The sequence below is a fragment of the Helcococcus ovis genome (assembly GCF_004524775.2).
In the GTDB taxonomy this organism is placed as follows: domain Bacteria; phylum Bacillota; class Clostridia; order Tissierellales; family Peptoniphilaceae; genus Helcococcus; species Helcococcus ovis.
The window spans coordinates 1,040,083-1,064,313 of sequence record NZ_CP119081.1 but is presented as its reverse complement, the minus strand read 5'-3'; the positions used below and the strand labels follow the sequence as shown (position 1 = coordinate 1,064,313).

The following is a 24,231-nucleotide window of genomic DNA, read 5'->3' as shown; positions in this document are numbered from 1 at the left end:
TTCTCCTTTTAGCCCGATTAGACATTATCCCTAATAGACATAAATAGTCTATTTTTATTGTATCATGAAATATACAATGATACAATAAAGTTTATAAAGCAAGAGATTTTTAAATCTGAGTTTTATACAATGGTGCCAATGAAAACTAAATGGGATAAAATAAATCTTGGATTTAATATCTAAAAATTAAAATAATAGGAAAGGAGAGTTTTGTTTTGAACGATAAGCAAAAGAAAACATCAATTTTAAAAAGATTAATGCCATACGCAGGTAGTAAAAATATTATGCTTTATCTTGCCATGTTTTTGTCTGCTGCATCAGGAATTATGGTATTAATGCCTATGGTTTATATTCATAAAATAATAAGCAGTATTGTACTTGGTAAGGGAATACAAATTGACATTATAAAACAAAATGCAATTTATGGGGTAGCCTTTGCAGTGGGAGGATTAATATTATATTTGGGAGCACTTATTTTATCTCACGTGTTTGCTTTTGAAGTGGAAGATAATATTATTAAGCTTAATGTAAAAAAAATGATGAATAAGCCTCTTGGATATTTTGAAAATAAAGAGAGTGGGAGAATTAGAAATGTTATTGTTTCAGGTGCGGCAGAGACACATTCTTTTTTAGCTCATCAACTTCCCGATATGGCAATGACTTTTATCACTCCATTAGTTCTTCTAGTATTCTTTTTTGCATTTGATTGGAAATTAGGTATAGTAAGCTTGGTGCCAATGCTAATCGGTATGGGACTAATGACTACCATGATGACAAAAGATGCTAAGGAAGATAAGGAGGAATACTATACGGGACTGTCAACTTTATCGGCAGAGACTGTTGAATATGTAAGAGGAATACCTGTAGTAAAAACTTTTGCACAAAGTATAGAAAGTTTTGATAGACTTTATTCGCTTATAAAGAAGCTGACCAATATAGTTATGAAAATGACTATGAGATGGCAAAACAAAATGTCTATTTATGAATCTATAGTAAGTTCAACAGCTTTTTTTTTGGTACCTACAGCAATTATGCTTATAAATACAAGGGGAGATGTTCGTCATGTCATTGGCAATTCAATTATATATTTTTTAATTGGACCTGCTTTCGGAGTGTTTATTATGAGATCTGCCGTTATATCTCAATATTCTTATTTTGCAGAAGCATCTCTGAATAAAATAGAAAACATTTTAGATTATAAAGAAATGCATTATGGAAACAAGTCAGGAAATGATATTAGTTTAGAGTTTAAAAATGTATCTTTTGCTTATGAAGATAATACTGTTGTAGATGATATTTCATTTAAGGTTAAAAAAGGTGAAACAGTAGCCCTTGTTGGTCCTTCAGGCGGTGGGAAAACAACAATTGCTAAGCTTGCTGCAAGATTTTATGATCCTCAAAGTGGAGAAATTTTTGTTGGAGGAATTAACATCAAAGAATACGACAAGCAAACTTTAATGAATAAAATTTCCTTTGTATTCCAAAATTCAAGACTTTTTAAAATGAGTTTAAGAGACAACCTGCTTATTGGAAAAGAAGATGCAACTGATAAAGAAATAGAACAAGCACTTTTAGATTCAGGCTCAAAAGATATAGTTGATAATTTAAAAGATGGTTTGAATACTGTTTATGGAACAAAAGGTGTATATTTTTCCGGTGGAGAAGCACAAAGACTTTCGATAGCAAGAGCATTTTTAAAAAATGCTGATCTTTTAATATTAGATGAAGCTACTGCTTTTGCGGATCCTGAAAATGAACATATAATACAAAAATCTTTTAAAAAACTTTCTAAGGACAAAACAACCCTTATGATTGCACATAGGCTTTCAACTGTTGTAGATGTAGATAAAATATTAGTAGTTGATAAGGGAAAAATAGTTGAAGAAGGCAAACATAAAAAATTATTAGATAAAAATGGTCAATATAAAAAGCTTTGGGATGAATATCAAAGAGCGGTTAGTTGGCAGATAGGAGGTCAAAATGAATAGATATTTTATGAAGAAATATGCTATGTCAAAAAAGGGAGCAAGTAACCTTTCTAAAGCGATTTTTTCTCGCACAATTTTAAACTTTACAAAGCTATTTCCGCCAATGATTGCTTTTGCTTTTTTATTTCAATATTTAGGTAGAGTTGAAGGTATTAAATCACATGTTAATCTTACATTAACTAATTATTTAATTATTATAGCGGTCATGCTTATTGTAATGTTTATTGTAGCAAGATGGGATTATAAAAGACTTTATACCAATGTATATATGGAAAGTGCCAACATAAGGATTGATGTCGCTAATAGACTAAAAAAACTTCCTCTTTCTTACTTTGGCAAAAGAGATTTAACGGATATTGCGACAACGATGATGGATGATATTACTTTGTATGAACAAATATTTTCACATTCCGTTCCACATATATATGCTACAGCAATTTCTACTTTAATAATTTCCATAATGATTCTTATATACAATTGGAAAATGGGATTAGCAACAATTTGGGTAATGCCTATATCACTTTTAATCGCATATTTAGCAAAGAAAACGCAAAAAAAGTCGTTAAATAAATGGGTTAAAAGCAGTAGAGAAGTATTTGATTATTTGCAGGAAAATATTGAACAAATTGGTGAAATAAAATCCTATAACTTAGAAAAAAAATCACTTAATAAATTTTATTCGATGCTAGATAAACTTAAGAAAGATAAGGTAAGGGTTGAGCTTGTTTCAGGAGTTTCGACAGGTTTTGCTAAGATACTACTTAAACTTGGGATTGTAAGTGTGGCTCTTACTGGTGCAAATATGTTTATTGCAGGTGAAATTAATATACTTGTTTATATAGTATTTTTAATGTTAACGGTTAGTATTTACCTTCCCATAGAAGAAATTATAAGCTTTATGGCAATGATAGTAATGCTTGATAGTGTTGTTTCCAGGATAAAAGAAATAAAAACTATGCCAATTCAAGAAGGTAAGACCGAAATGCATCCTAAAAATTATGACATAGAATTTAAAGATGTTCATTTTGGATATGAAGATTACTCTGTAATTAATGGAGTCACTTTTGATGCTAAGCAGGGAGAAGTAACTGCACTAATTGGAGAATCAGGAAGTGGAAAGAGTACACTTGCTAAGCTGGCAGTAAGATTTTGGGATGTAGATAAGGGGAGGATATTATTAGGTGGAGAAGATATAAGCAAGATTGAGCCGGAAACACTGTTAAAGAATTTTTCTATTGTATTCCAAGATGTGGTTTTATTTAATTCCAGTATAAAAAATAATATTAAAATTGGTAAAAAAGACGCAAGTGACGAAGAAATTATAAAAGCTGCAAAAGTGGCAAGATGTTATGAATTTATAAATAAGTTGCCCGATGGTATAGAAACTATTATAGGAGAAAATGGACAAAAACTTTCAGGAGGTGAACGTCAAAGAATATCTATTGCTCGTGCAATACTTAAAGATGCTCCTATCATTTTAATGGATGAAGCAACTGCATCACTTGATGTCGAAAATGAGAGCCTTATTCAAGAAGCTTTGTCTGAGCTAATAAAAAATAAAACTGTTATAGTCATTGCTCATAGACTTAGAACTATTAGAAATGCAGATAAAATCGTTCTATTAAATGAAGGCAAGATAGAAGCTATAGGAAAAGATGAAGACCTTTGTAAGAATTCAAAATATATAAAAATATGTTAGAAAAATCTAACGCAGTTTAAGAGAATATTTGTTCTGATAATGATTTTATAAATTTTGGAATTTTCATAAATATTTTTATATAATAAATAAATATGAGGTATGTTTATATCACGTAATAATGCATTTTTATGTATATATGATTTTTGTATGCATTTGACATAAAGCAAAGCACATAACTTTAAGACCTAAAAATCTTTCAGTTATGTGCTTTTTTTGTGGTTATTTTTATATCTTATGGAAATTTAGCGGATATATCTTTTCGTTTCTACTATTTTTAATTAAGTGATATAATGTTACTAATTACATATATAAAAAATAGAAACTTATTAATAAATAAAATTCAATGAAATAATTAAGGACTTGAGATTATGGAAGATAAAGAAGAAAGAACAAAATGTGAAAAGTTATGGGCAAAAAATAAATATCTGGTTCTCAGTAAATCACATAGAGATTATTTGAAAATTAGAGAATACTTAAAAAATGATAAAATAAGCTTTGATTTATTACAGAAAAAAATAGAGCATGCAAAAAATTTAAAAGAAAGTATAAAAGATTTCAATAATGCTATTCTTCACATATGGGGTTATTTTAAAAATAGTGCTAATGATGTTGAAAAGAAGGAAATGTTTATTAAACTTGATCAATATAATTCAGGAGAGATTGATCAAAAATCTGTAATTGATTATATAAATGATGTTTTACTGAAGAAATATCCAAATAATTATTTGCAAGATTCCACCTTATTGAAAGGCAAATGACATAAGGATTTGGCATGAAAAATTAATTTCTCTTTTTTTAGAAATTAGTTAAAGAGATATATTAAATATATAATAACTACAATAAGGTAAGATTATACATAAGCAAAGTAGGGTATCTATATATTAGTTAAATCTAATATATAGGAGGTTTCGTTTTGAAAACAATAAGTACGAGAGTTAAATCATGGATTAATTTAATAGCATTTGTAATAACATTAATAGTAAATTATTTGACAGCATCTGGATTCATTAATGGGATGAGTCAGAAGGCTGTATCTAATAAATATAATACATTAATTACACCTGCTGGTTTTGCATTTTCAATTTGGGGGTTAATATATTTATTAATCGGAATATCTTTAGTTTATATGTTATTAAAAAACAAAGAAACAAAAGTTAAAATTTTAATTAATATTATAACACCAATATTTCTATTTAACTGCTTATTTAACATTTTATGGAATATTAGTTTTTCATATGAAAAAATAGGAATATCTACGATATTTATATTTTTAATGCTAATAAATCTAATTTTAATAAATAAAAAATTATATGATTATAGAAAAGAAATAGAGTATAGACTTACAAGTGTTGCTTTTGGCATATATGGAGGATGGATAACGATAGCTTCATCTGTTAATATCCTTGCTTTTTTAATAAGTATTAATTGGGATAGTTTTGGAATTTCTCAAACAATTTGGGCACCAATAATTTTATTGATTACTATAATTATATCCACTTTAGTAAATATGAAATTAAATAATGCGGTATATTTATTGCCTATAGCTTGGGCCATTTTTGGAATAATAATGAAAATTAATAATGGAGATAATCAAACGATTTATGGACCATACATTATGCCATTAGGAATTATCGGAATTGTTATTTTAGTAGTACTTTCGATAATACAATTTAAGAAAAACAATTACTGTGTTATAAAAAAATAGAAAGTAAGGAATTTTATTTAATATAGAATATCTAATAAAAAATAATATATGAAAAAGTTCATGTCTTGACAAATATTGAATTTTAATTTATTATTAAATATAAATTCAGTATTGAATAGAAAGAGGTGTGCTATGGCACAAGTATTAAAAGAAGAAGTTAGAAATAGAATACTCGAATCAGCAGAAAAAGTATTTTATAAAAAGGATTATAGAGGTGCTAAATTAACAGATATTGCAAAAGAAGCAAATATTCCCGTTGCCTTAATCTATACCTATTTCAAAAATAAGGAAGTTTTGTTTGATGCAGTAATAAGTTCTGTTTATATAAATTTTGAGTCAGCTTTTAATGAGGAAGAATCTTTGGAAAAGGGTTCTGCCTCTGAAAGGTTTGATGAAGTTGGAGAAAATTATATTCATGAACTTTTAAAAGAGCGTAAGAAGTTAATTATTTTAATGGATAAAAGTTCAGGTACAAAGCATACAGAAGCAAAACAAAAACTCATATCACAAATGCAGGTTCATATTGAAGTAAGTTTAAAAAGACAATCGAAACAGGAATATGATCCAATGCTTGCCCATATTTTAGCAAGTAACTTTACAGAGGGTCTTCTTGAAATAGCAAGACACTATCAAAGTGAAGAGTGGGCAAAAGATATGCTAAAACTTATTGCAAGGTGTTATTACAAGGGAGTTGAATCTCTATAATCAATATAAAAAACAGACTTTGTTATTACGCAAAGTCTTAATTTAAACCTTAATATTGAATTAAAATTCAATATTATTCAATTTTGAAAGGAGAGTTGTTCATGCAGGAAAAAGAATTAAGGAAAAAAGTGATTGGGAAAAATGGTTTATCCAATTTACTTCTTGCTTTAAAAATAGTATTTGATTTGATACCACAAATCTTACTTGTATATTTGATTAGTTCCTTAATTGCAAATAATATTAGCGAAGATAATTTGAAGCATATTTTCTTAGGAATCTTTATATCATTTGCATTAAAAGGAGTGTTTTATTATTTTGCAACAAAGGTTGCTCATGAGAAAGCATACGAAAAATTGACAGAACTTAGGTTAGATATTATAGATCATCTAAAAAAATTAAATTTAGGATTTTTCAAAGAACATAATACAGGAGAGCTTACCAATATTATGCAGCATGATGTAGAGCAAGTGGAGGTATATCTTGCTCATGGCTTGCCTGAAATAATGGCGGTTACACTTTTACCTACTATCATTTTCATAGCTATGATTTTTGTAGACTGGCGTCTTGCATTTGGAATGATTGTAGGTGTTCCGCTCATGTATTTGGTAAAAGTTCTTTCTCAAAAAACGATGAATAAAAACTTTGCAATTTACTTTAATCATGAAAGCAGGATGAGAGAAGAGCTAATGGAATATGTAAAAAATATTTCTGTTGTTAAGGCTTTTGCAAAAGAAGAGGAGATTAGCGAAAGAACATTAAAAACTGCAAGACAGTATATTTACTGGGTTAAAAAGAGCATGGGTGCCATTACTATTCCAATGGGACTTATTGACATATTTATGGAAATTGGAGTAGTTATTGTTATGATTTTGGGAAGCATTTTTCTTTATCATGGTAATATTACAACATCTAATTTTATGCTCGCTATTATTTTATCATCTGCTTTTACTGCATCTATAAGTAAGACGGCTACCTTGCAACATTTTTCTATTGTGTTTAAGGAGGCTATAAAGGCAATTGGAAAAGTTTTAACAGTTCCACTTCCAAACAAAAAGATAGAACAAGGTTTAGAATTTGGAAATATAGAATTTAAAGATGTGAATTTTGCATACGGAAAAGATGGTTTTGAGCTTAAAGATATCAATTTGACTTTTAAGAAAAATAGCTTGAATGCCTTTGTAGGGGCAAGCGGTTGTGGGAAAAGTACCGTATCTAATCTGCTTATGGGATTTTGGGATACAGACAGCGGACAAATAAAAATAAAAGGAAAAGACATAAAAGAATATAGTCAAGAAAATATCTCAATGCTGATTGGTAGTGTGCAACAAGAAGTTATTCTTTTTGATTTAAGTATTTTTGAAAATATAGCAATCGGAAAACTAAATGCAACAAAAGAAGAAGTCATAGAAGCTGCTAAAAAAGCAAGATGCCATGATTTTATTTCTGCTTTACCAAATGGATATGAAACACGAATAGGTGAAATGGGAGTTAAGTTATCCGGGGGAGAAAAACAAAGAATCTCCATAGCAAGAATGATACTTAAAAATGCACCGATTTTAATATTAGATGAGGCAATGGCAGCTGTTGATAGTGAAAATGAAAGACTAATCGGCGAAGCAATTGACGATTTAAGCAAGGATAAAACAGTTATTACAATCGCCCATCACTTAAATACGATTAGAGATTCAGACCAAATTATCGTAATGGATAAGGGTGTTGTTCTTGATGCAGGAAGCCATGAAGAGTTGATGAAAAGATGTGAGTTCTATAAGGATATGGTTGAAGCACAGAACAAGGTAGATAGATGGAATTTGAAAGAGGTGTTAACAGAAAATGTTTAGAGAAATGTTAAAGCTACTTACAAAAACCGGGAAGAGAGATTTGATTATATCAAGTGTATTCTTTGCCCTTTATGGACTAAGCTCCATAGCTATGATTGTTATCGTATTTTCTATACTGTTTCAGATATTTGATGGGACGAGTTTAGATATGCTTTATAAATATTTTATTGCGATTGGATTACTTGTAGTCTTCAAAGGTATTTGTAATATGGTCGCAGATATGAAAAAGCATAGTGCAGGTTTTGATATTGTTCAGCAAATCAGAGAGCGAATGATTATTAAGTTGAAAAAATTCAGTTTGGGATTTTATACCAATGAAAGACTGGGAGAAATCAATACAATTTTACACAAAGATGTTGATAATATGTCCCTTGTTGTAGGACACATGTGGTCGAGAATGTTTGGTGATTTTTTGATAGGTGCAGTCGTATTTGTTGGTCTTGCAAGTATTGATTTCAAACTTTCTATTATTATGGCTGTATCTGTTACGATTGCACTTATCTTTCTATATTTGACAATTAAGCAATCTGAAAAAATAGAAAATCAGAACAACTCCGCTCTTTTAGATATGGTTAGTTTGTTTGTTGAATATGTTAGAGGAATACCTGTATTAAAGAGCTTTTCAAACAATAAGAGCTTGGATAATGAGCTTATGAACAAGACAAAAAAGTTTGGAGAAACAAGCAAAGCAGCTTCAAGATTTAAGGCAAAACAGTTATCTATATTTGGTTTTTTACTGGATATTGGATATTTAGTTCTTTTAATTGCAGGAGCAATACTTGTTATAAAGGGAAGTCTTGATGTACTTCATTTTATTATCTTTGCAGTAATTTCAAAAGAGTTTTATAAGCCGTTCGCTTCTATGGAACAACACTATATGTACTATGTTTCGGCGATAGATAGTTACGAAAGACTTTCAAGAATTTTATATGCAGATGTAATCCCGGATAAAGTGAATGGAATTGTTCCGAAAGATAATGATATAGCTTTTGAAAACATAGATTTTTCTTATGAAAAAGATGAATTTAAAATGGAAAAATTGAGCTTTTCTATTGCTGAAAAAACAATGACAGCCTTAGTTGGAGAATCAGGTAGTGGAAAGACTACTATAACTAACCTGCTTTTAAGATTTTATGATGTGCATAAAGGGAAAATTACACTTGGCGGTGTGGATATTAGAGAGATTCCTTATGATGAACTTTTGGATCGTATCAGCATCGTTATGCAAAATGTTCAGCTGTTTGATAATACCATTGAAGAAAACATCAAGGTAGGCAAAAAAGGAGCGACAAAAGAAGAAATCATCGAAGCGGCAAAGAAAGCAAGGATCCATGATTTCATTATGAGTTTACCAAAAGGTTATGGAACGGATATTGGAGAAAACGGCGGAATATTGTCAGGCGGACAAAGGCAGAGAATATCTATTGCAAGAGCTTTTCTAAAAGATGCACCGATTTTAATTCTTGATGAAATGACAAGTAATGTTGACCCTGTCAATGAGTCGCTGATACAAGATGCCATTACAGAGCTTGCAAAGAATAGAACTGTACTTGTAGTGGCTCATCATTTAAAAACAATTCAAAAAGCAGATCAAATTCTTGTATTCCAAAAAGGAACACTGCTTGAAAAAGGAAAGCATGGGGAACTTCTTGAGAAAGATGGCTACTACACAAAATTATGGAAAGCTCAGTATGAGGTGTATCCATGATTTTGTTAAAAGATGTTTCTTATGAATGGGAAGATGGGCGAACTGCTTTAAAAAATATTAATCTTGAAATTAAAAAAGGTGAATTTGTTTTAATTTCAGGAAAAAGTGGAAGTGGTAAAAGCACTCTTGGAAGTGTAATGAATGGTCTTATTCCGCATTATTACAGGGGCAAAATGCAAGGGGAGGCCTTTGTGTCCGGAAAAGATATAAGCAAATTATTACTTCATGAAGTAGGGCATATTGTGGGGACTGTATTTCAAGATCCAAGAAGTCAGTTTTTCACGACAACGACAGATGAAGAAATAGCTTTTGGGCTTCAAACTATCTGCAAATCAAGAGATGAAATCAAACAGAGAGTAGAAGAAGTATATGTGGAGTTGGATACCCCGGAACTTAAAGGAAAATCTGTTTTTGAATTATCAAGCGGGCAGAAACAAAAGATAGCTATTGCAAGCATCTATGCAATGAATCCGAAAGTTTTAATTTTAGATGAGCCTTCAGCAAATTTGGATATGAAAGCAACATTTGACCTATTTTTAATTTTGGAAAAATTAAAGAAAAAAGGAACAACTGTTGTTCTAATTGAACATCGTTTGTACTATGTAAAATCTTTATTTGACCGTTTTCTTTTGGTGAAAGATGGAGAAATTGTACAGGACTTGAGTCGGGAAGAAGTTATCCATCTTGAAAGGGATTTTTGGGATGAGAATGGACTAAGAACTCTTGAATTAGAAGAATACAGGATAAGTGAGAAGAAAGATTTATATCAATTAAATGATGAAAGTATCAGTGGGAAAGGCTTGAAATTTTGTTACCCAAGTGCAACTAAGGTTGGAAATAAGCAAAACCAATACATCTTAAATCATCTTGATTTCAATATGGAGTGCGGAAAAGCCATTGGTCTTATTGGGTTAAATGGTACCGGGAAAACTACTTTTGCAAGGGTAATTTCAGGACTTGAGAAGATAAAAGAGGGGAAAATATGGGCGGAGAAAGATAAGTCGCTTAATCATAAAGATTTAATGAATATGTCATATTTTGTATTTCAAGATTCAGACTATCAGTTGTTTGCGGAAAGTGTACTTGATGAAATGCTGCTTGGTATTTCAATTAAAGATAAAAAAGAAAATACTCAAAAGGCAAAGTCTATTTTGAATATACTAGGCTTAGATAAATATATAGATAAACATCCGTTTGCTTTATCAAGAGGAGAAAAACAAAGATTGACAATAGCTTGTGGAATGATGAAACGGGCAAAAGTTTTTATCTATGATGAACCAACATCAGGTTGTGATAAAGACTCAATGCTTTCAGTGGCAAAATTGATTGAAGAACAATTAAAAAATGGGATAACAGTTTTGGTGATAAGTCATGATTTTGAGTTTTTAGCGAACACAGTGAGCAAGCTCTGGGTAATGGGAGATGGAAAAATAGAAGATGTTTTGAATATGAGTGAAAGTAATAAATTTCTCATATTAGACAAGATGAGAGGAGGTAGAGAGCTTGATAGATAGAAAAACAGTTGATCCGAGAATAAAACTTACTCTACTTCCAATTGTTGGATTTACGAGCTTTTTTATAAGCGATACAATTCTACTTTTCGGACTGATTGTCTTTGCCTTTTTTTTGTATGTACACAGCGGAATGTGGGAAAGAGCTTTACGCTTTATTTTGTTTTTTGTGCTTCTATACTGCATAGAGTTAGGGCTTCGAAAGTTCCCAGAAGCAAGCATCGTATTTGCAATATATATGTTTATCTACTTTGCGTCAAGAATGACCTTAATTGCTATGTTTGGTGGATATATAACAAAGACTACAAGTGTAAGTGAAATGCTGGAAGCGTTAAATAGAATGAAAGTACCAAGAAGCATTGGTATACCTTTTAGTGTTTTGCTTAGGTTTGTACCAACTATAAAAATAGAACTCAAGGCATTAAAAGAGAATATGAAGATTCGAGGAATCGTAACAAGCAGATTTTTCCCATTGCTACATCCAATTAAATATATTGAATATACGCTTGTTCCGCTTTTAATGAGAATGATTAAGATTTCAGATGAACTGTCAGCTTCAGCACTTATTAGAGGACTTGATAGTGATGAGAAGAGGGTAACATTAACAGAATTGCAGTTTAGAAAAACAGACTTAATGATTGGACTATTAGGAGCTTTGATGATTGCTCTTGTGATAGTAATACAGAAAATTTATTAGGAGGACTTTTATGAAAAACAAATTGAATGGTCGTGATTTTATTACAATCGGAATTTTTAATGCAATTGGAATTGTGATATACATGGCAGCCAGCTTTGCTATGGCAACAACAGTTATTGGAGGATTTATTGCTTCAGGAGTTAGCTTTATGGTAGCTGCTACCGTTTATATCCTTATGGCTTTGAAAGTTAAAAAGAAGGGCGTATTTACAATATCAGGAACGCTTCTTGGTTTAATTGCATTGTCAGGAGGACATTTGCCGCATGCAGTCTTTGCTGTAATCGGTGGAATTATATGTGATTTGATTATAGGAAATTATGAGAGCAAGGGACGAATGATTATTGGATATGGGATATTTGCATTAGCAGATTTTTTAGGAACAGTAATTCCTGTGATTTTATTCGGAACAGCTTCTTTTGTGGAAAGAGCATCAAAATGGAAAATGAGTGAAGCACAAATAAAAGAAGCATTATCTTATTTCAAAGTTTCGTGGGCAGTAGGTTTTGGCTTGATAACTTTTGTTCTTGCTTGCATAGGAGCATTTGTTGCAACAAGGATACTCAAAAAACATTTTGAGAAAGCAGGAGTGATTTAAGAATTAAATATTTTCACAAATTCAGTTAAAAAATAAAATTTAAGTTAACTAAAAGTATATTTATATAGAAAATACATATAGATAAAATTACTTAAAGGTTAATATATTTAGATTATAATAAATATGTTTTAATAATGGTAAGACAAATAACAGTGTCTTACCATTTTCTCGTTAACTGTTCTATAATATTTTCTGAAATTAACTTAGATACATAATTAAAATTTTCAACCTTTCATTTTTTATATTTTTTAAAAGTGAATTGTCCTTAAGTCAAGAACAAATTTAAATTTGTTATCATCAATGATGGCTAAAAATGCACTAGATGACTTTAGAAATTATGATATTTCATCAATAAACTTATCAAGAGTTGTTGTGTATAAAAATGCAAATGATTTTAAATAAAATATAATTAATATTAGCAGATGAACCTACAGCAAGCTTAGATACAAATAGGGCGATAGATGTAGTAAAAAATCTAAAAGAGATTACAGAAGAATCAAATAGAAAAACTATAATGCAATTCCATGATAACAGACTTTTAAAATATTGTGATAGAGTTTTCAAGATTGTTGGTGGGAAAATGAGTGAAGAGTTTATTTAATAATTAAAAAATATAGAAATAGGTTATTTATTAAAAGTGATTATATAAATATAATTATAAATTTAATAATAAATTATGTTATAATTAATTGTAAAATTTCTACTAAAGTAGATAAAGATAGTTTAGAATGCTATTATTTGTTAATCGCTTCTTTTTTATGAAAAATACTATTTTCAAAGATAGCATAATACATATTTGAATTTTTATATTTAATTGTTATAATATTATTATAACACTTGCATAATTTGATAAAATATTAACATAATATAATTTCTACTATAAATAAATTCTTTTTTTAAAATTAAAATCGTGTAAATGTTAAATAAAATTATAAAGGAGAAAATAATGTCTTTTGAAAGACTTACAAATATAGCATCTATTTCTAAAACTCTTAGATTTAGGCTTAAACCAGTAGGGAAAACACTTGAAAATTTAGAAAAATTAGGTAAATTAGATAAAGATTTTGAGCGTAATAATTTTTATCCGATTTTAAAAAATATTGCAGATGATTATTACAGACAATATATTAGAAATAGGTTAACTGATTTAAATTTAGACTGGATAAAATTATATTATGCACATGAACTTTTAAATTCCACTGATAAAGAATCTAAAAAAAATTTAACAACTATTCAGTCAGAATATAGAAAAATATTATTAAATATTTTATCAGGAGAGTTGGATAAAAATGGAGAAAAATTCTCTAAAGATATTGTAAAAAAAAATAAAGAGTTATATGGAAAATTATTTAAGAAAGAGTTTATCTTAGAAATTTTACCAAAATTTGTTGAAACCACCAATATTTATAATAAAGAATATTTTAATGGCATTAATTTATATAACAAATTTACGACTAGATTAAGTAATTTTTGGGAAGCAAGAAAAAATATTTTTACTGATAAAGATATTGCAACAGGTATACCATTTAGGGTTGTAAATGAAAACTTTGTGTATTTTTATAAAAATATACAAGTATTTAATAAAAATATTAAATATTTAGAAGACAAATTAGATAATTTGGAAAAAAATTTAAAATCCGAAGGAATTATGAGTATTGATAAATCAATTAAAGATTTTTTTAACCCTAATGGATTTAATTATGTTATAACTCAAAAAGGAATAGATACATATCAAGCAATACGAGGAGGATTTACAAAAGAAAATGGCGAAAAAGTTCAGGGAATTAATGAAATATTAAATCTTACTCAGCAACAATTAAGAAGAAATCCTTATACAAAAAATATTAAATTAGGTGTATTAACTAAATTGAGGAAGCAAATATTAGAATACTCAGAATCAACATCATTTTTAATTGATCAAATTGAAGATGATAATGACTTAGTAGATAGGATAAATAAATTTAATGTTTCATTTTTTGAATCTACTGAAGTTTCCCCATCGATATTTGTACAATTAGAAAATTTGTATAATTCCTTAAGAACAGCAAACAGTGAAGATATTTATATAGATGCTAGAAATACACAAAAATTTTCTCAAATGCTCTTTGGACAATGGGATGTAATTAGAAGAGGATATTCTTTAAAAATTACAGAAGGTACAAAAGAAGAAAAGAAAAAATATAAAAAATACATCGAATTAGATGAAACTAGTAAAGCAAAAGGATATTTAACTTTAATGGAAATTCAAGAACTTGTTAGTTCTGTGGAAGGATATGAAGAAATTGATGTTTTTAATGTTTTATTGGAAAAGTTTAAAATTAATATTATTGAAAGACTAAAAGTTGAAACACCGATTTATGGTAGTCCAATGAAATTAGAGGCTATTAAAGAATATTTAGAAAAACATTTAGAAGAATATCATAAATGGAAATTACTATTAATAAATAATGATGAATTGGATTTAGATGAAGCATTTTATCCATTACTAAATGAAGTTATTTCAGATTATAATATAATTCAATTATATAATTTGACAAGAAATTATTTGACTAGAAAATATTCAGACAAAGAAAAAATAAAAATTAATTTTGATTTTCCAACTTTAGCAGATGGCTGGAGTGAAAGTAAAATATCTGATAATAGAAGTATAATTTTAAGAAAAGATGGAAATTATTATTTAGGTATACTTGAAGATAATAAACTTTTAGATAATAATATAACTAATTTTTTAGAAAATTGTTATGAAATAATGAAATATAATCTATTTCCTGACGCTGCAAAAATGATCCCTAAATGTTCTATTTCTAAAAAAGAAGTCAAGAATCATTTTGAAAATGGAGAAGATAAATCTATTTATTTATCTAATCAGTTTGTAGGTCGATTAGAGATATCAAAAGAATTGTATGAATTACAGAATAATCTAGTTGATGGGAAAAAGAAATATCAAATAGATTATTTAAGAAATACAGATGATAAAGTAGGATATAGAAATGCATTGAATCAATGGATAACTTTCTGTAAGAAATTTTTAAATAAATATCAAGGAACTCAAGATTTTGATTATTCTAAATTAAAAGAAGCAAAATACTATGATAAATTGGATCAATTCTATGCAGATGTTGATTCTTATGGGTATAGTTTAGATTTTGATACTATAAATGAAGATTTAGTAAATAAAGCAGTTGAAGACGGAAAATTATTGCTTTTCCAAATTTATAATAAAGACTTTAGTCCTGAAAGTAAGGGTAAGAAAAACTTACACACATTATATTGGTTATCTATGTTTAGTGATGAAAATTTAAAGGCTAGAAAACTAAAATTAAATGGACAGGCAGAAATATTTTACAGAAAAAAATTAGAAAAGAAGCCAATTATTCATAAAGAAGGTAGCATCTTATTAAATAAAATTGATAAAGATGGAAATACTATTCCAGAAAATATTTATCATGAATGCTATAGATATTTAAATAAAAAAATCGGTAGAAAAGATTTAAGTGATAAGGCAATAACATTATTTAACAAAGATGTATTAAATTATAAAGAAGCGAGATTTGACATAATAAAAGATAGAAGATACTCTGAATCACAGTTTTTCTTCCATGTTCCAATTACGTTTAATTGGGACCTAAAATCTAATCAAAATGTAAATTCGATTGTACAAAATATGATAAAAGATAGAGAAATAAAACATATTATTGGTATTGATAGAGGAGAGAGACATTTACTTTATTACTCTGTTATTGATTTAGAAGGTAACATTGTTGAACAAGGTTCATTGAATACTCTAAATCAAAATAGATTTGATAATTCTATAGTAGAAGTTGATTATCAAGATAAACTTAGAACAAGAGAAGAAGATAGAGATAGAGCTAGAAAAAATTGGACAAATATAAATAAAATTAAAGAACTGAAAGATGGTTACTTAAGTCATGTTGTTCATAAATTGAGTAAATTAATAATAGATTATGAAGCTATTGTTATTTTGGAAAATCTTAATCAAGGTTTTAAACGTGGTAGATTCAAAGTAGAGAGACAAGTTTATCAAAAATTTGAACTAGCATTAATGAACAAACTTTCTGCTTTATCATTTAAGGAAACCTATGATGAAGGAAAAAATTTAGAACCTTCAGGAATATTAAATCCAATACAAGCATGTTATCCAGTTGATTCGTATCAAGATTTACAAGGACAAAATGGTATAGTATTCTATTTACCTGCTGCATATACTTCTGTAATAGACCCTGTGACTGGTTTCACAAATTTATTTAGATTAAACTCTATTAATACTACTAAGTATGAGGAATTTATTAAGGGATTTAAGAATATATATTTTGATAATGAAGATTTAGATTTTAAATTCATTTTTGATTATAAAAATTTTGAAAAATTTAATTTTGTATCATTCAAAAATAAAAAATCTAAAAAATGGATAGTATCAACAAGGGGAGAAAGAATAAGTTATAATTCCAAAAAGAAGGAATATTTTTATGTTAAACCTACAGAGATTCTTAAAAATAAATTAATAGAACTTGGAATTAATTTTGAAGATAAAGATAAAGATATAATTTCTTTAATTGATAAAATAAACGATTCTAAGAAAATAAAATTATTAAAGGTTGTTTTTGATGCGTTTAAGTATAGTGTTCAATTAAGAAACCATGATAATATCCAAGATTATATTATATCTCCTGTTGCAGATGAGAATGGAAATTATTATAATTCCAATGATGTTGCTATTAAAAACCTTAAACTTCCTGATAATGGAGATGCTAATGGGGCATTTAATATTGCAAGAAAAGGATTATTACTAATAGAAAGAATAAGTAACTCTGATGATTCAAAAGTTGATTTAAAAATTAAAAATGAAGATTGGATTGATTTTATTATAAGTTAGAAAGGAGAAGGGAGGTTTTACCTCCCTCAAATATTATGGAACAATTAATAACTTTTGCTGAACTTAATGATTTTATATTTTGCCCTATGTCACTTTATTTTCATTCATATTATATTGATTTTGATGATAGTATATATAAAAGTACATTTCAAACTAATGGAAGTTACGCACATTCTGCAGTTGATGAAAATAGATATTCTAGTAGAAAAAATGTATTACAAGGAACATCTTTATATTGTGAAAAATATAATCTTGTAGGTAAGTTAGATACATTTTACATTGATGAGGGGAAATTAGTTGAAAGAAAGAAAAAAGTAAAACAAATATTTGATGGTTATGTATTTCAAACTTATGCACAATACTTTTCTTTATTAGAAATGGGTTTTAAAATTAATTCTATCGAAGTATACAGTATAGATGATCATAAGCATTATAAAATTAAGTTACCATATGAAGATAAAGAAATGTTTGAAAAATTTGAATCAGTGATAAATGAAATAAATAATTTTGATTATTTGAATTTTAATCAAACGAATATTCAAAAGTGTAAAAATTGTATTTACAATCCTCTATGCGGAGGGATAGATGTTAAGTAGAAATGATTATATGTTTAAGAAAATTATTATAGTATTTACAAATAAAGGTGAAAAATTTAGAATTCAGAATGATAATTTAATTGTTGAAGATAGAAATGGAGAGATTATTCATCAAAGCACAGGATATCGAATTTTTTTTTATGGATTGTAGGGAATTATAATATCACTACTCCATTAATAAAAAGGGCAAAAAAATTTGGTTATTCAATATTTTTATTTTCACATTCTTTTCGGATTATAGAATCATTTTGTATACCTTTAGAAGGGAATACTATTTTAAGACAAAGACAGTATTATAACAAAAATAATTTTGAAATTGCAAAATATTTTGTGAAAAATAAAATTGATAATCAAATTTTAGCATTAAAAAAGTCTGATTTAGATAGAATAATATTTACAAATGTTAAAATGAAATTATATGAATATTACTTAAAAATTGATAATGTTAAAGATGATAAATCATTATTAGGAATTGAAGGATCAGCATCAAGATTATATTTTTCTACGTTATTTGTAGGTCAGAATTGGCATGGAAGAAGACCTAGAGTTAAACATGACATAAATAATTGTTTAATGGATTTAGGATATACTTTATTATTTACATATATAGAGGCTTTATTGAAATGTTTTGGTTTTGATTCATATATAGGTGTTTATCATAAAATATTTTATAAAAGAAAATCATTAGTTTGTGATATGGTTGAACCATTTAGACCAATAATTGATTATCAGATTGTTAAAATGAATAATTTAAATATGATAGATACAAATGATTTTACTATAAGAAATTTTCAAGTAACATTAAATTATAAAGAATCTAAGAAATATGTTGGCTATTTGATGAAAGCAATACTTGATAATAGAGAAGAAATGTTTTTGTATATACAAAATTATTATAGAGCATTTATGAAAAATAAAGATATATCAAAATTTCCGATATATAAATATAAGTAGGTAAATTATGATTTTTGTTAGCTATGACATAAAAGATGATAAGGTTAGAACTAAATTCTCTAAATATTTAAGTAAATATGGATACAGAATACAATATTCAATATTTTGTGTGAAAAATTCAGAGAGGATATTAAACTTAGTCAAATCGGATATTGAGAATAAATTCAAAAAATTATTTAAGGAATCTGATAGTGTAATGATATATAAAGTAGATAAAGATAGTATTATTAATTATGGCTATCCAATTCATGAAAATGATGATATAATAATAGTGTAAAACCTATAACTTAATTTTTAATATTCTTAAAGGATTTCAAAAATGTATTCGAAAAATAAGAGTTTATGCGTTTCAATACTAACTTTAGTGACAATAAGAGCACTTTTATTGAATATATATGCATTAGCTCTTTAAGAATACATAATAATTTCTACTATTGTAGATGTACAAATGATACTGGGCTGTTATTATCTTTAAGAATACATAATAATTTCTACTATTGTAGATTGCGGTTTTCAAACTTCCTCTTATAGCTCTTTAAGAATACATAATAATTTCTACTATTGTAGATGCTAGTCGATTAGGGTATAAAAATCAATCTTTAAGAATACATAATAATTTCTACTATTGTAGATTAATTGACACAATATCGAGAATAATGGCGCTTTAAGAATACATAATAATTTCTACTATTGTAGATCGATTTTAAAATATTTTTCATTTATTTTCTTTAAGAATACATAATAATTTCTACTATTGTAGATTTCTGTGGAAGAGCCTAATCTATATAACTTTAAGAATACATAATAATTTCTACTATTGTAGATATTGTGTGTAAAAATCATTTACAGCGGTCCTTTAAGAATACATAATAATTTCTACTATTGTAGATCGAAGTTTGGCAAATACACTTTGATTTCCTTTAAGAATACATAATAATTTCTACTATTGTAGATGTTTCTTCAAAATTTTCTCCTATATTCTTTAAGAATACATAATAATTTCTACTATTGTAGATAACTGTTGCAATACCTATATTTTTTTCACTTTAAGAATACATAATAATTTCTACTATTGTAGATGACTATATGGCAATATTCAAAATACTTCTTTAAGAATACATAATAATTTCTACTATTGTAGATGCGACAATTCGGTTGAAGAAGTCAAACCTTTAAGAATACATAATAATTTCTACTATTGTAGATTCCCACGCTCTAAATTTTGGTATCATCTCTTTAAGAATACATAATAATTTCTACTATTGTAGATTCCCACGCTCTAAATTTTGGTATCATCTCTTTAAGAATACATAATAATTTCTACTATTGTAGATTCCCACGCTCTAAATTTTGGTATCATCTCTTTAAGAATACATAATAATTTCTACTATTGTAGATTGTTCGAGCTATCCTTATCCCATAAAAGCCTTTAAGAATACATAATAATTTCTACTATTGTAGATTTGAAGTCGCCGCTTCCCATTCCTGTTTCTTTAATAATACATAAAAATATCGTAAAAAAATCAAGGAGTTAAATCTTAGATAGACGAACGAATGAAATAATTGAATGATAAATCTATATCTAAACAAGAAAAATATTAAAGTTTTTAACAATGGTAATGTTTAAAAAAAAAAACAGAAGAAGTCTTGTATTGTATGGATTAAGGTATACAAGGGAAAATTAGGATAGGAAATATCTGAAAAATATAAAATAAATGCGATAGAAAGTGGACTGATAAACTAGAATTAAATGCGAGAGCAACATGAACTTGAATATTAACATCATACGTGGTAAATACAGCAGAATTAGATGATAGTAAAAGACGTGGAATACTTGCTAAAAAGTTTGAAGCCACACTTGATAAAAGGACTTCAAAAATATGCAGGGAACACGGCCAAAGAATTATTCCTATTGATAAAATTAAAATCGGAGTAAATGCTCCACCGCTTCATCCTTATTGTCGTTCGCATTTAAGCGATATGCTTGAAGGTTTGGATTATGATAGTGAAGATGAGTTAATGAGGATGATTGAAGGAAAGAATAATCATATTTCACGTGGACATGGGGATAAGATTTATCCGATTAATGATAACGTTGTGAACAATTTAAATGGACCTAATGTTGATAATTTAAATCAAGCTGAAAATGACGCTCTGTAAAATTTAATAAGGAATTATTAATCGAAGCTAGAGATTCTAATAATTCAATGGAGATAGCATTCATGTTTAATGGATTTGAAGAAAAAATTTATGGTACCGAAAGCGAATTAGATTTGGGAAGCTTTGATTATAAATACGTATTACATAATCATCCTAACAATGAATTTTTCTCAAATAAAGATTTAGCATATTTTGCAACCCATCCTAAAACGAAATTAATGGGAATTGTGAAACATAACGGAGATATATTATATTTAGAAAAATCAAAAGATTTTAACTTCAAAAAATATTATACGGAATATAATTGTAAATGACAATACCAAAATGTACCAAAGTGATTATATAAAAATGTACAAAATATTAATCCTCCTTTGTAAAAATATGTTCTTTTAACATATATGATTTCCCGACAATTGTTACTTGAGAGATTATCATTATATATCAAAAAGTACCGTAAAGATATACAAAAAACATAAGATAAGAACCTTTACTTGTTTTTATAAAAATCAGGGAAGAAGCAAATAAGTAAAATATCAAATATCCAGATATGGGAAGAATATGATAAATGGGAAAATATTTTGTAAAGCCTGCCATGAAAGGAAAGATTGAAAATGATGGAGTTTTGTGATAATAAAGTGTCTTACCATTTTATTTTTAATTTTTCAATAAGATTTTCAGAAATTGACTTAGATACTTTATTAAAATTTTCAACCTTTTCATTTTCTATGTTTTCTAAAAGTGAATTTTGCCATTTATCAAGAGTGTCTTTTAAATGAGGAATTAATTTTTTACCATTTTTAGTAAGATAACACATATTTTGTCCAATCATTTCTTCACTTGCAACTCTATAAATCAAATCCTTATTTTCAAGTTGTCTTAAAAATTTTGAGAAATTTCCTTTATCCAGAGCGGTAAAATTTAGCAATTTACTTTGGAAAATCCCTTTTGATTCATTAATAACTAAAAGTACTATTAATTCTTGCATATTTAAATTTTTATCTGACAACATTTCTTCTAAAAGTTTTTTGCCATATCTATAAAACATATTAATAAAACATATAAAATCCATAAATACCTCATAAATTTTTTATAAATATATCCTAACATTAATAGTTGTAAAATACAACTCCTTAATATATAATATGTGATATATTATATAAAATTAATAAGGAGAGATAATGTTTTTAGCAATAAAAGAAATGAAAAAAGAGAAAAGTAGATTTGTTTTAATTATATGTATTGTAGTATTAATTTCATATCTAGTTTTCTTCTTAACTGGCTTAGCATATGGACTTGCAAAAGACAATGTGACAGCTGTAGAAATGTGGAATGCAAATAAAATTGTATTAAAATCAGGTACAAATTCAAATTTATCAGCATCAATGATGGATAAGAAGGCACTTGACGATTTAAAGAATTATGATATTTCACCAATAAATTTGGCAAGAGTTGTAGCATATAAAAATTCAAATGAATCTAAAGAAAATACAATTAACATTGCTATGATTGGACTAAATCAAGATTCTAAGGCTTATCCTGAAATAATAGAAGGAAAAAAACCTGAAAATAAAGATCAAGTTCTAGCTTCAATTTCACTTAAAGATGAAGAAAAACTTGAAATTGGAGACAAACTATTAATAAGTATGAATGATAGAGAGTATGAAATAGTTGGATTTACAAAAGAATCAAAATACAATGTTTCTTCAGTTATTTATACAGAATTAAATGAATCATCACCAAACATTTTAAGTTTTGTAAAACATGATGCTGAATCAAATGATGATAAAACTGATGCAACTTCGGGTGCTACGAAAAATATTCCTGAGAGAATTGCTGGTATAATTGTTCATGGTGAAAATGATTTAAAAACTAATGAAAAATATGATGTAATAAGCATTGACGAATTCATAAATGAGATTCCTGGATATTTAGCTCAAGTACTTACATTTGGACTAATGATAGGATTTCTAATACTAATATCTACTATAGTACTAGGTGTCTTTATGTATATTATAACAATGCAAAAGAAACAAACATTTGGAATAATGAAAGTACAGGGGATATCAAACTTATATATTTCTAAATCTGTAATTCATCAGACTTTTTTAGTAAGTGTGATAGGTGTATTAATTGGATTAGGATTAAATCTGGTTTCAGAAATATTTTTACCTAAGACTGTTCCATTTAAATCAAATTATACATTTTACGGATTAATAGCGTTGATAATAGTTGTAATTTCACTTGTTGGTGCAATATTTTCTGTAAGAGGTGTAACAAAAGTTGATCCATTAGAAGTGTTAGATTAGGAGTTAATAATGAGCGAAATAATAAGATTTGAAAAAGTAAATAAAGAATTTCAAGATGGAAATGATAAAATAGAAGCATTAAAGGAAACGTCATTTTCAGTTAATTCTGGAGAATTAGTAGCTATAATTGGGCCATCAGGTTCAGGAAAATCTACACTTCTTACAATGATGGGTGGATTACAAAAGCCAACAAATGGAAAAATATTTTTCAATGGACAAGATATTAGTGAATTGAATGAAAAAGATAGAAATAGTTTAAGATTTGATAAAATTGGGTTTATATTGCAAGCTTCAAATCTAGTACCATTTTTAAAAATTTCTGAACAATTTGAGTTAGTTGATAAGTTTAATAAAACGAAACACAATAAGGAAAAAGCAAAATCAATAATGGAAAAATTTGGAATTTACAATAGAAAAGATCAATATCCGGGTGATTTATCTGGTGGTGAAAGACAAAGAGCAGCTATTGCTAGAGCTTTATACCCAGAGCCAAATTTAATATTAGCAGATGAGCCTACAGCAAGCTTAGATACAAATAGGGCAATGGATGTAGTAAAAATTCTAAAAGAAATTACAGAAGACTCAAATAGAACAACTATAATGGTAACTCACGATAATAGACTTTTAAAGCATTGTGATAGAGTTTTTAAAATTGTTGATGGTAAAATGAGTGAAGAGTTTATTGAATAATTAAAAAATATAGAAATAGGTTATTTATTAAAAGTGATAATATAATCTTTTCTCTTTAAAATGTATGCAAAAAAATTATTATATGCTAAAGTTACAAATAAAGAATATTATGGTAAGAGAGCAAAGATTTATATTGATAAAAATAAATGAATATTATATAATAAATATGATATACGTTTTTT

Annotated in this window: 20 protein-coding genes and 1 CRISPR repeat array; of the genes, 19 read left to right on the top strand and 1 reads right to left on the bottom strand. The window is 27.5% G+C overall.

The window, feature by feature from the left end:
• Positions 1-215: 215 nt before the first annotated feature.
• The 17 genes from EQF90_RS04940 (at position 216) to EQF90_RS04860 (ending at position 21,367) form a co-directional block, all read left to right on the top strand.
• Complete coding sequence (locus EQF90_RS04940) at positions 216-1,988, top strand: ABC transporter ATP-binding protein (RefSeq protein ID WP_245152862.1); 1,773 nt, start codon at positions 216-218, stop codon at positions 1,986-1,988.
• Positions 1,981-3,687 carry an ABC transporter ATP-binding protein gene (locus tag EQF90_RS04935; RefSeq protein WP_134710981.1) on the top strand — a complete coding sequence of 569 codons (1,707 nt, stop codon included), beginning with the start codon at positions 1,981-1,983 and terminating at the stop codon, positions 3,685-3,687. The genes EQF90_RS04940 and EQF90_RS04935 overlap by 8 nt, the downstream gene beginning before the upstream one ends.
• A gap of 368 nt (positions 3,688-4,055) precedes the next feature.
• The gene (locus EQF90_RS04930) at positions 4,056-4,445 is read left to right on the top strand and encodes a YbgA family protein (protein ID WP_134710980.1); all 390 of its coding nucleotides are present in this window, start codon (positions 4,056-4,058) and stop codon (positions 4,443-4,445) included.
• A gap of 155 nt (positions 4,446-4,600) precedes the next feature.
• Positions 4,601-5,392, top strand: a complete 792-nt coding sequence (locus tag EQF90_RS04925; protein WP_134710978.1) for a TspO/MBR family protein — start codon at positions 4,601-4,603, stop codon at positions 5,390-5,392.
• Positions 5,393-5,524: 132 nt separating this feature from the next.
• A complete protein-coding gene (locus EQF90_RS04920; RefSeq protein ID WP_134710977.1) occupies positions 5,525-6,097 on the top strand; it encodes a TetR/AcrR family transcriptional regulator in 573 nt (190 codons plus the stop codon).
• Between the two features lie 101 nt (positions 6,098-6,198).
• Positions 6,199-7,938: an ABC transporter ATP-binding protein gene (locus EQF90_RS04915; RefSeq protein ID WP_134710976.1), complete on the top strand. Its 1,740-nt coding sequence runs from the start codon at positions 6,199-6,201 to the stop codon at positions 7,936-7,938.
• Positions 7,931-9,646 carry an ABC transporter ATP-binding protein gene (locus tag EQF90_RS04910; RefSeq protein ID WP_134710975.1) on the top strand — a complete coding sequence of 572 codons (1,716 nt, stop codon included), beginning with the start codon at positions 7,931-7,933 and terminating at the stop codon, positions 9,644-9,646. Before EQF90_RS04915 ends, EQF90_RS04910 begins: the two co-directional genes overlap by 8 nt.
• Positions 9,643-11,160: an ABC transporter ATP-binding protein gene (locus tag EQF90_RS04905; protein WP_134710974.1), complete on the top strand. Its 1,518-nt coding sequence runs from the start codon at positions 9,643-9,645 to the stop codon at positions 11,158-11,160. Before EQF90_RS04910 ends, EQF90_RS04905 begins: the two co-directional genes overlap by 4 nt.
• On the top strand, positions 11,150-11,854 hold the full coding sequence (locus EQF90_RS04900) for an energy-coupling factor transporter transmembrane component T (RefSeq protein ID WP_330167152.1): 705 nt from the start codon (positions 11,150-11,152) through the stop codon (positions 11,852-11,854). Before EQF90_RS04905 ends, EQF90_RS04900 begins: the two co-directional genes overlap by 11 nt.
• A gap of 10 nt (positions 11,855-11,864) precedes the next feature.
• Positions 11,865-12,449, top strand: a complete 585-nt coding sequence (locus EQF90_RS04895; protein WP_330167151.1) for an MptD family putative ECF transporter S component — start codon at positions 11,865-11,867, stop codon at positions 12,447-12,449.
• Positions 12,450-13,395: 946 nt separating this feature from the next.
• The gene (cas12a, locus tag EQF90_RS04890; RefSeq protein WP_167604087.1) at positions 13,396-17,343 is read left to right on the top strand and encodes a type V CRISPR-associated protein Cas12a/Cpf1; all 3,948 of its coding nucleotides are present in this window, start codon (positions 13,396-13,398) and stop codon (positions 17,341-17,343) included.
• 35 nt (positions 17,344-17,378) lie between these two features.
• Positions 17,379-17,939, top strand: a complete 561-nt coding sequence (gene cas4, locus EQF90_RS04885) for a type V CRISPR-associated protein Cas4 (RefSeq protein ID WP_134711644.1) — start codon at positions 17,379-17,381, stop codon at positions 17,937-17,939.
• Entirely contained in the window at positions 17,929-18,090 is a 162-nt protein-coding gene (locus EQF90_RS04880; RefSeq protein WP_167554111.1) for a hypothetical protein, read from the top strand. The genes cas4 and EQF90_RS04880 overlap by 11 nt, the downstream gene beginning before the upstream one ends.
• Positions 18,063-18,893: a type V CRISPR-associated endonuclease Cas1 gene (cas1, locus tag EQF90_RS04875; RefSeq protein ID WP_134711645.1), complete on the top strand. Its 831-nt coding sequence runs from the start codon at positions 18,063-18,065 to the stop codon at positions 18,891-18,893. Before EQF90_RS04880 ends, cas1 begins: the two co-directional genes overlap by 28 nt.
• Before the next feature lie 7 nt (positions 18,894-18,900).
• The gene (cas2, locus tag EQF90_RS04870) at positions 18,901-19,170 is read left to right on the top strand and encodes a CRISPR-associated endonuclease Cas2 (RefSeq protein WP_134711646.1); all 270 of its coding nucleotides are present in this window, start codon (positions 18,901-18,903) and stop codon (positions 19,168-19,170) included.
• Between the two features lie 129 nt (positions 19,171-19,299).
• Positions 19,300-20,356: direct repeats of the CRISPR family, unit length 36 nt; unit sequence CTTTAAGAATACATAATAATTTCTACTATTGTAGAT.
• A 325-nt stretch (positions 20,357-20,681) separates the two neighbouring features.
• Positions 20,682-21,053: a phage minor head protein gene (locus EQF90_RS04865; RefSeq protein WP_167554112.1), complete on the top strand. Its 372-nt coding sequence runs from the start codon at positions 20,682-20,684 to the stop codon at positions 21,051-21,053.
• A gap of 62 nt (positions 21,054-21,115) precedes the next feature.
• Positions 21,116-21,367 carry a hypothetical protein gene (locus EQF90_RS04860; protein ID WP_134711648.1) on the top strand — a complete coding sequence of 84 codons (252 nt, stop codon included), beginning with the start codon at positions 21,116-21,118 and terminating at the stop codon, positions 21,365-21,367.
• Between the two features lie 326 nt (positions 21,368-21,693).
• Here the strand turns inward: EQF90_RS04860 and EQF90_RS04855 are convergent, their stop codons facing one another.
• Complete coding sequence (locus EQF90_RS04855; protein ID WP_134711649.1) at positions 21,694-22,122, bottom strand: MarR family winged helix-turn-helix transcriptional regulator; 429 nt, start codon at positions 22,120-22,122, stop codon at positions 21,694-21,696.
• Positions 22,123-22,231: 109 nt separating this feature from the next.
• On the opposite strand from EQF90_RS04855, the gene EQF90_RS04850 reads away from it, so the two are divergent.
• Complete coding sequence (locus EQF90_RS04850; protein ID WP_134711650.1) at positions 22,232-23,359, top strand: ABC transporter permease; 1,128 nt, start codon at positions 22,232-22,234, stop codon at positions 23,357-23,359.
• Between the two features lie 9 nt (positions 23,360-23,368).
• Positions 23,369-24,049 (top strand): ABC transporter ATP-binding protein, encoded by a 681-nt coding sequence (locus EQF90_RS04845; RefSeq protein WP_134711651.1) that lies wholly within the window; start codon positions 23,369-23,371, stop codon positions 24,047-24,049.
• Positions 24,050-24,231 lie beyond the last annotated feature (182 nt).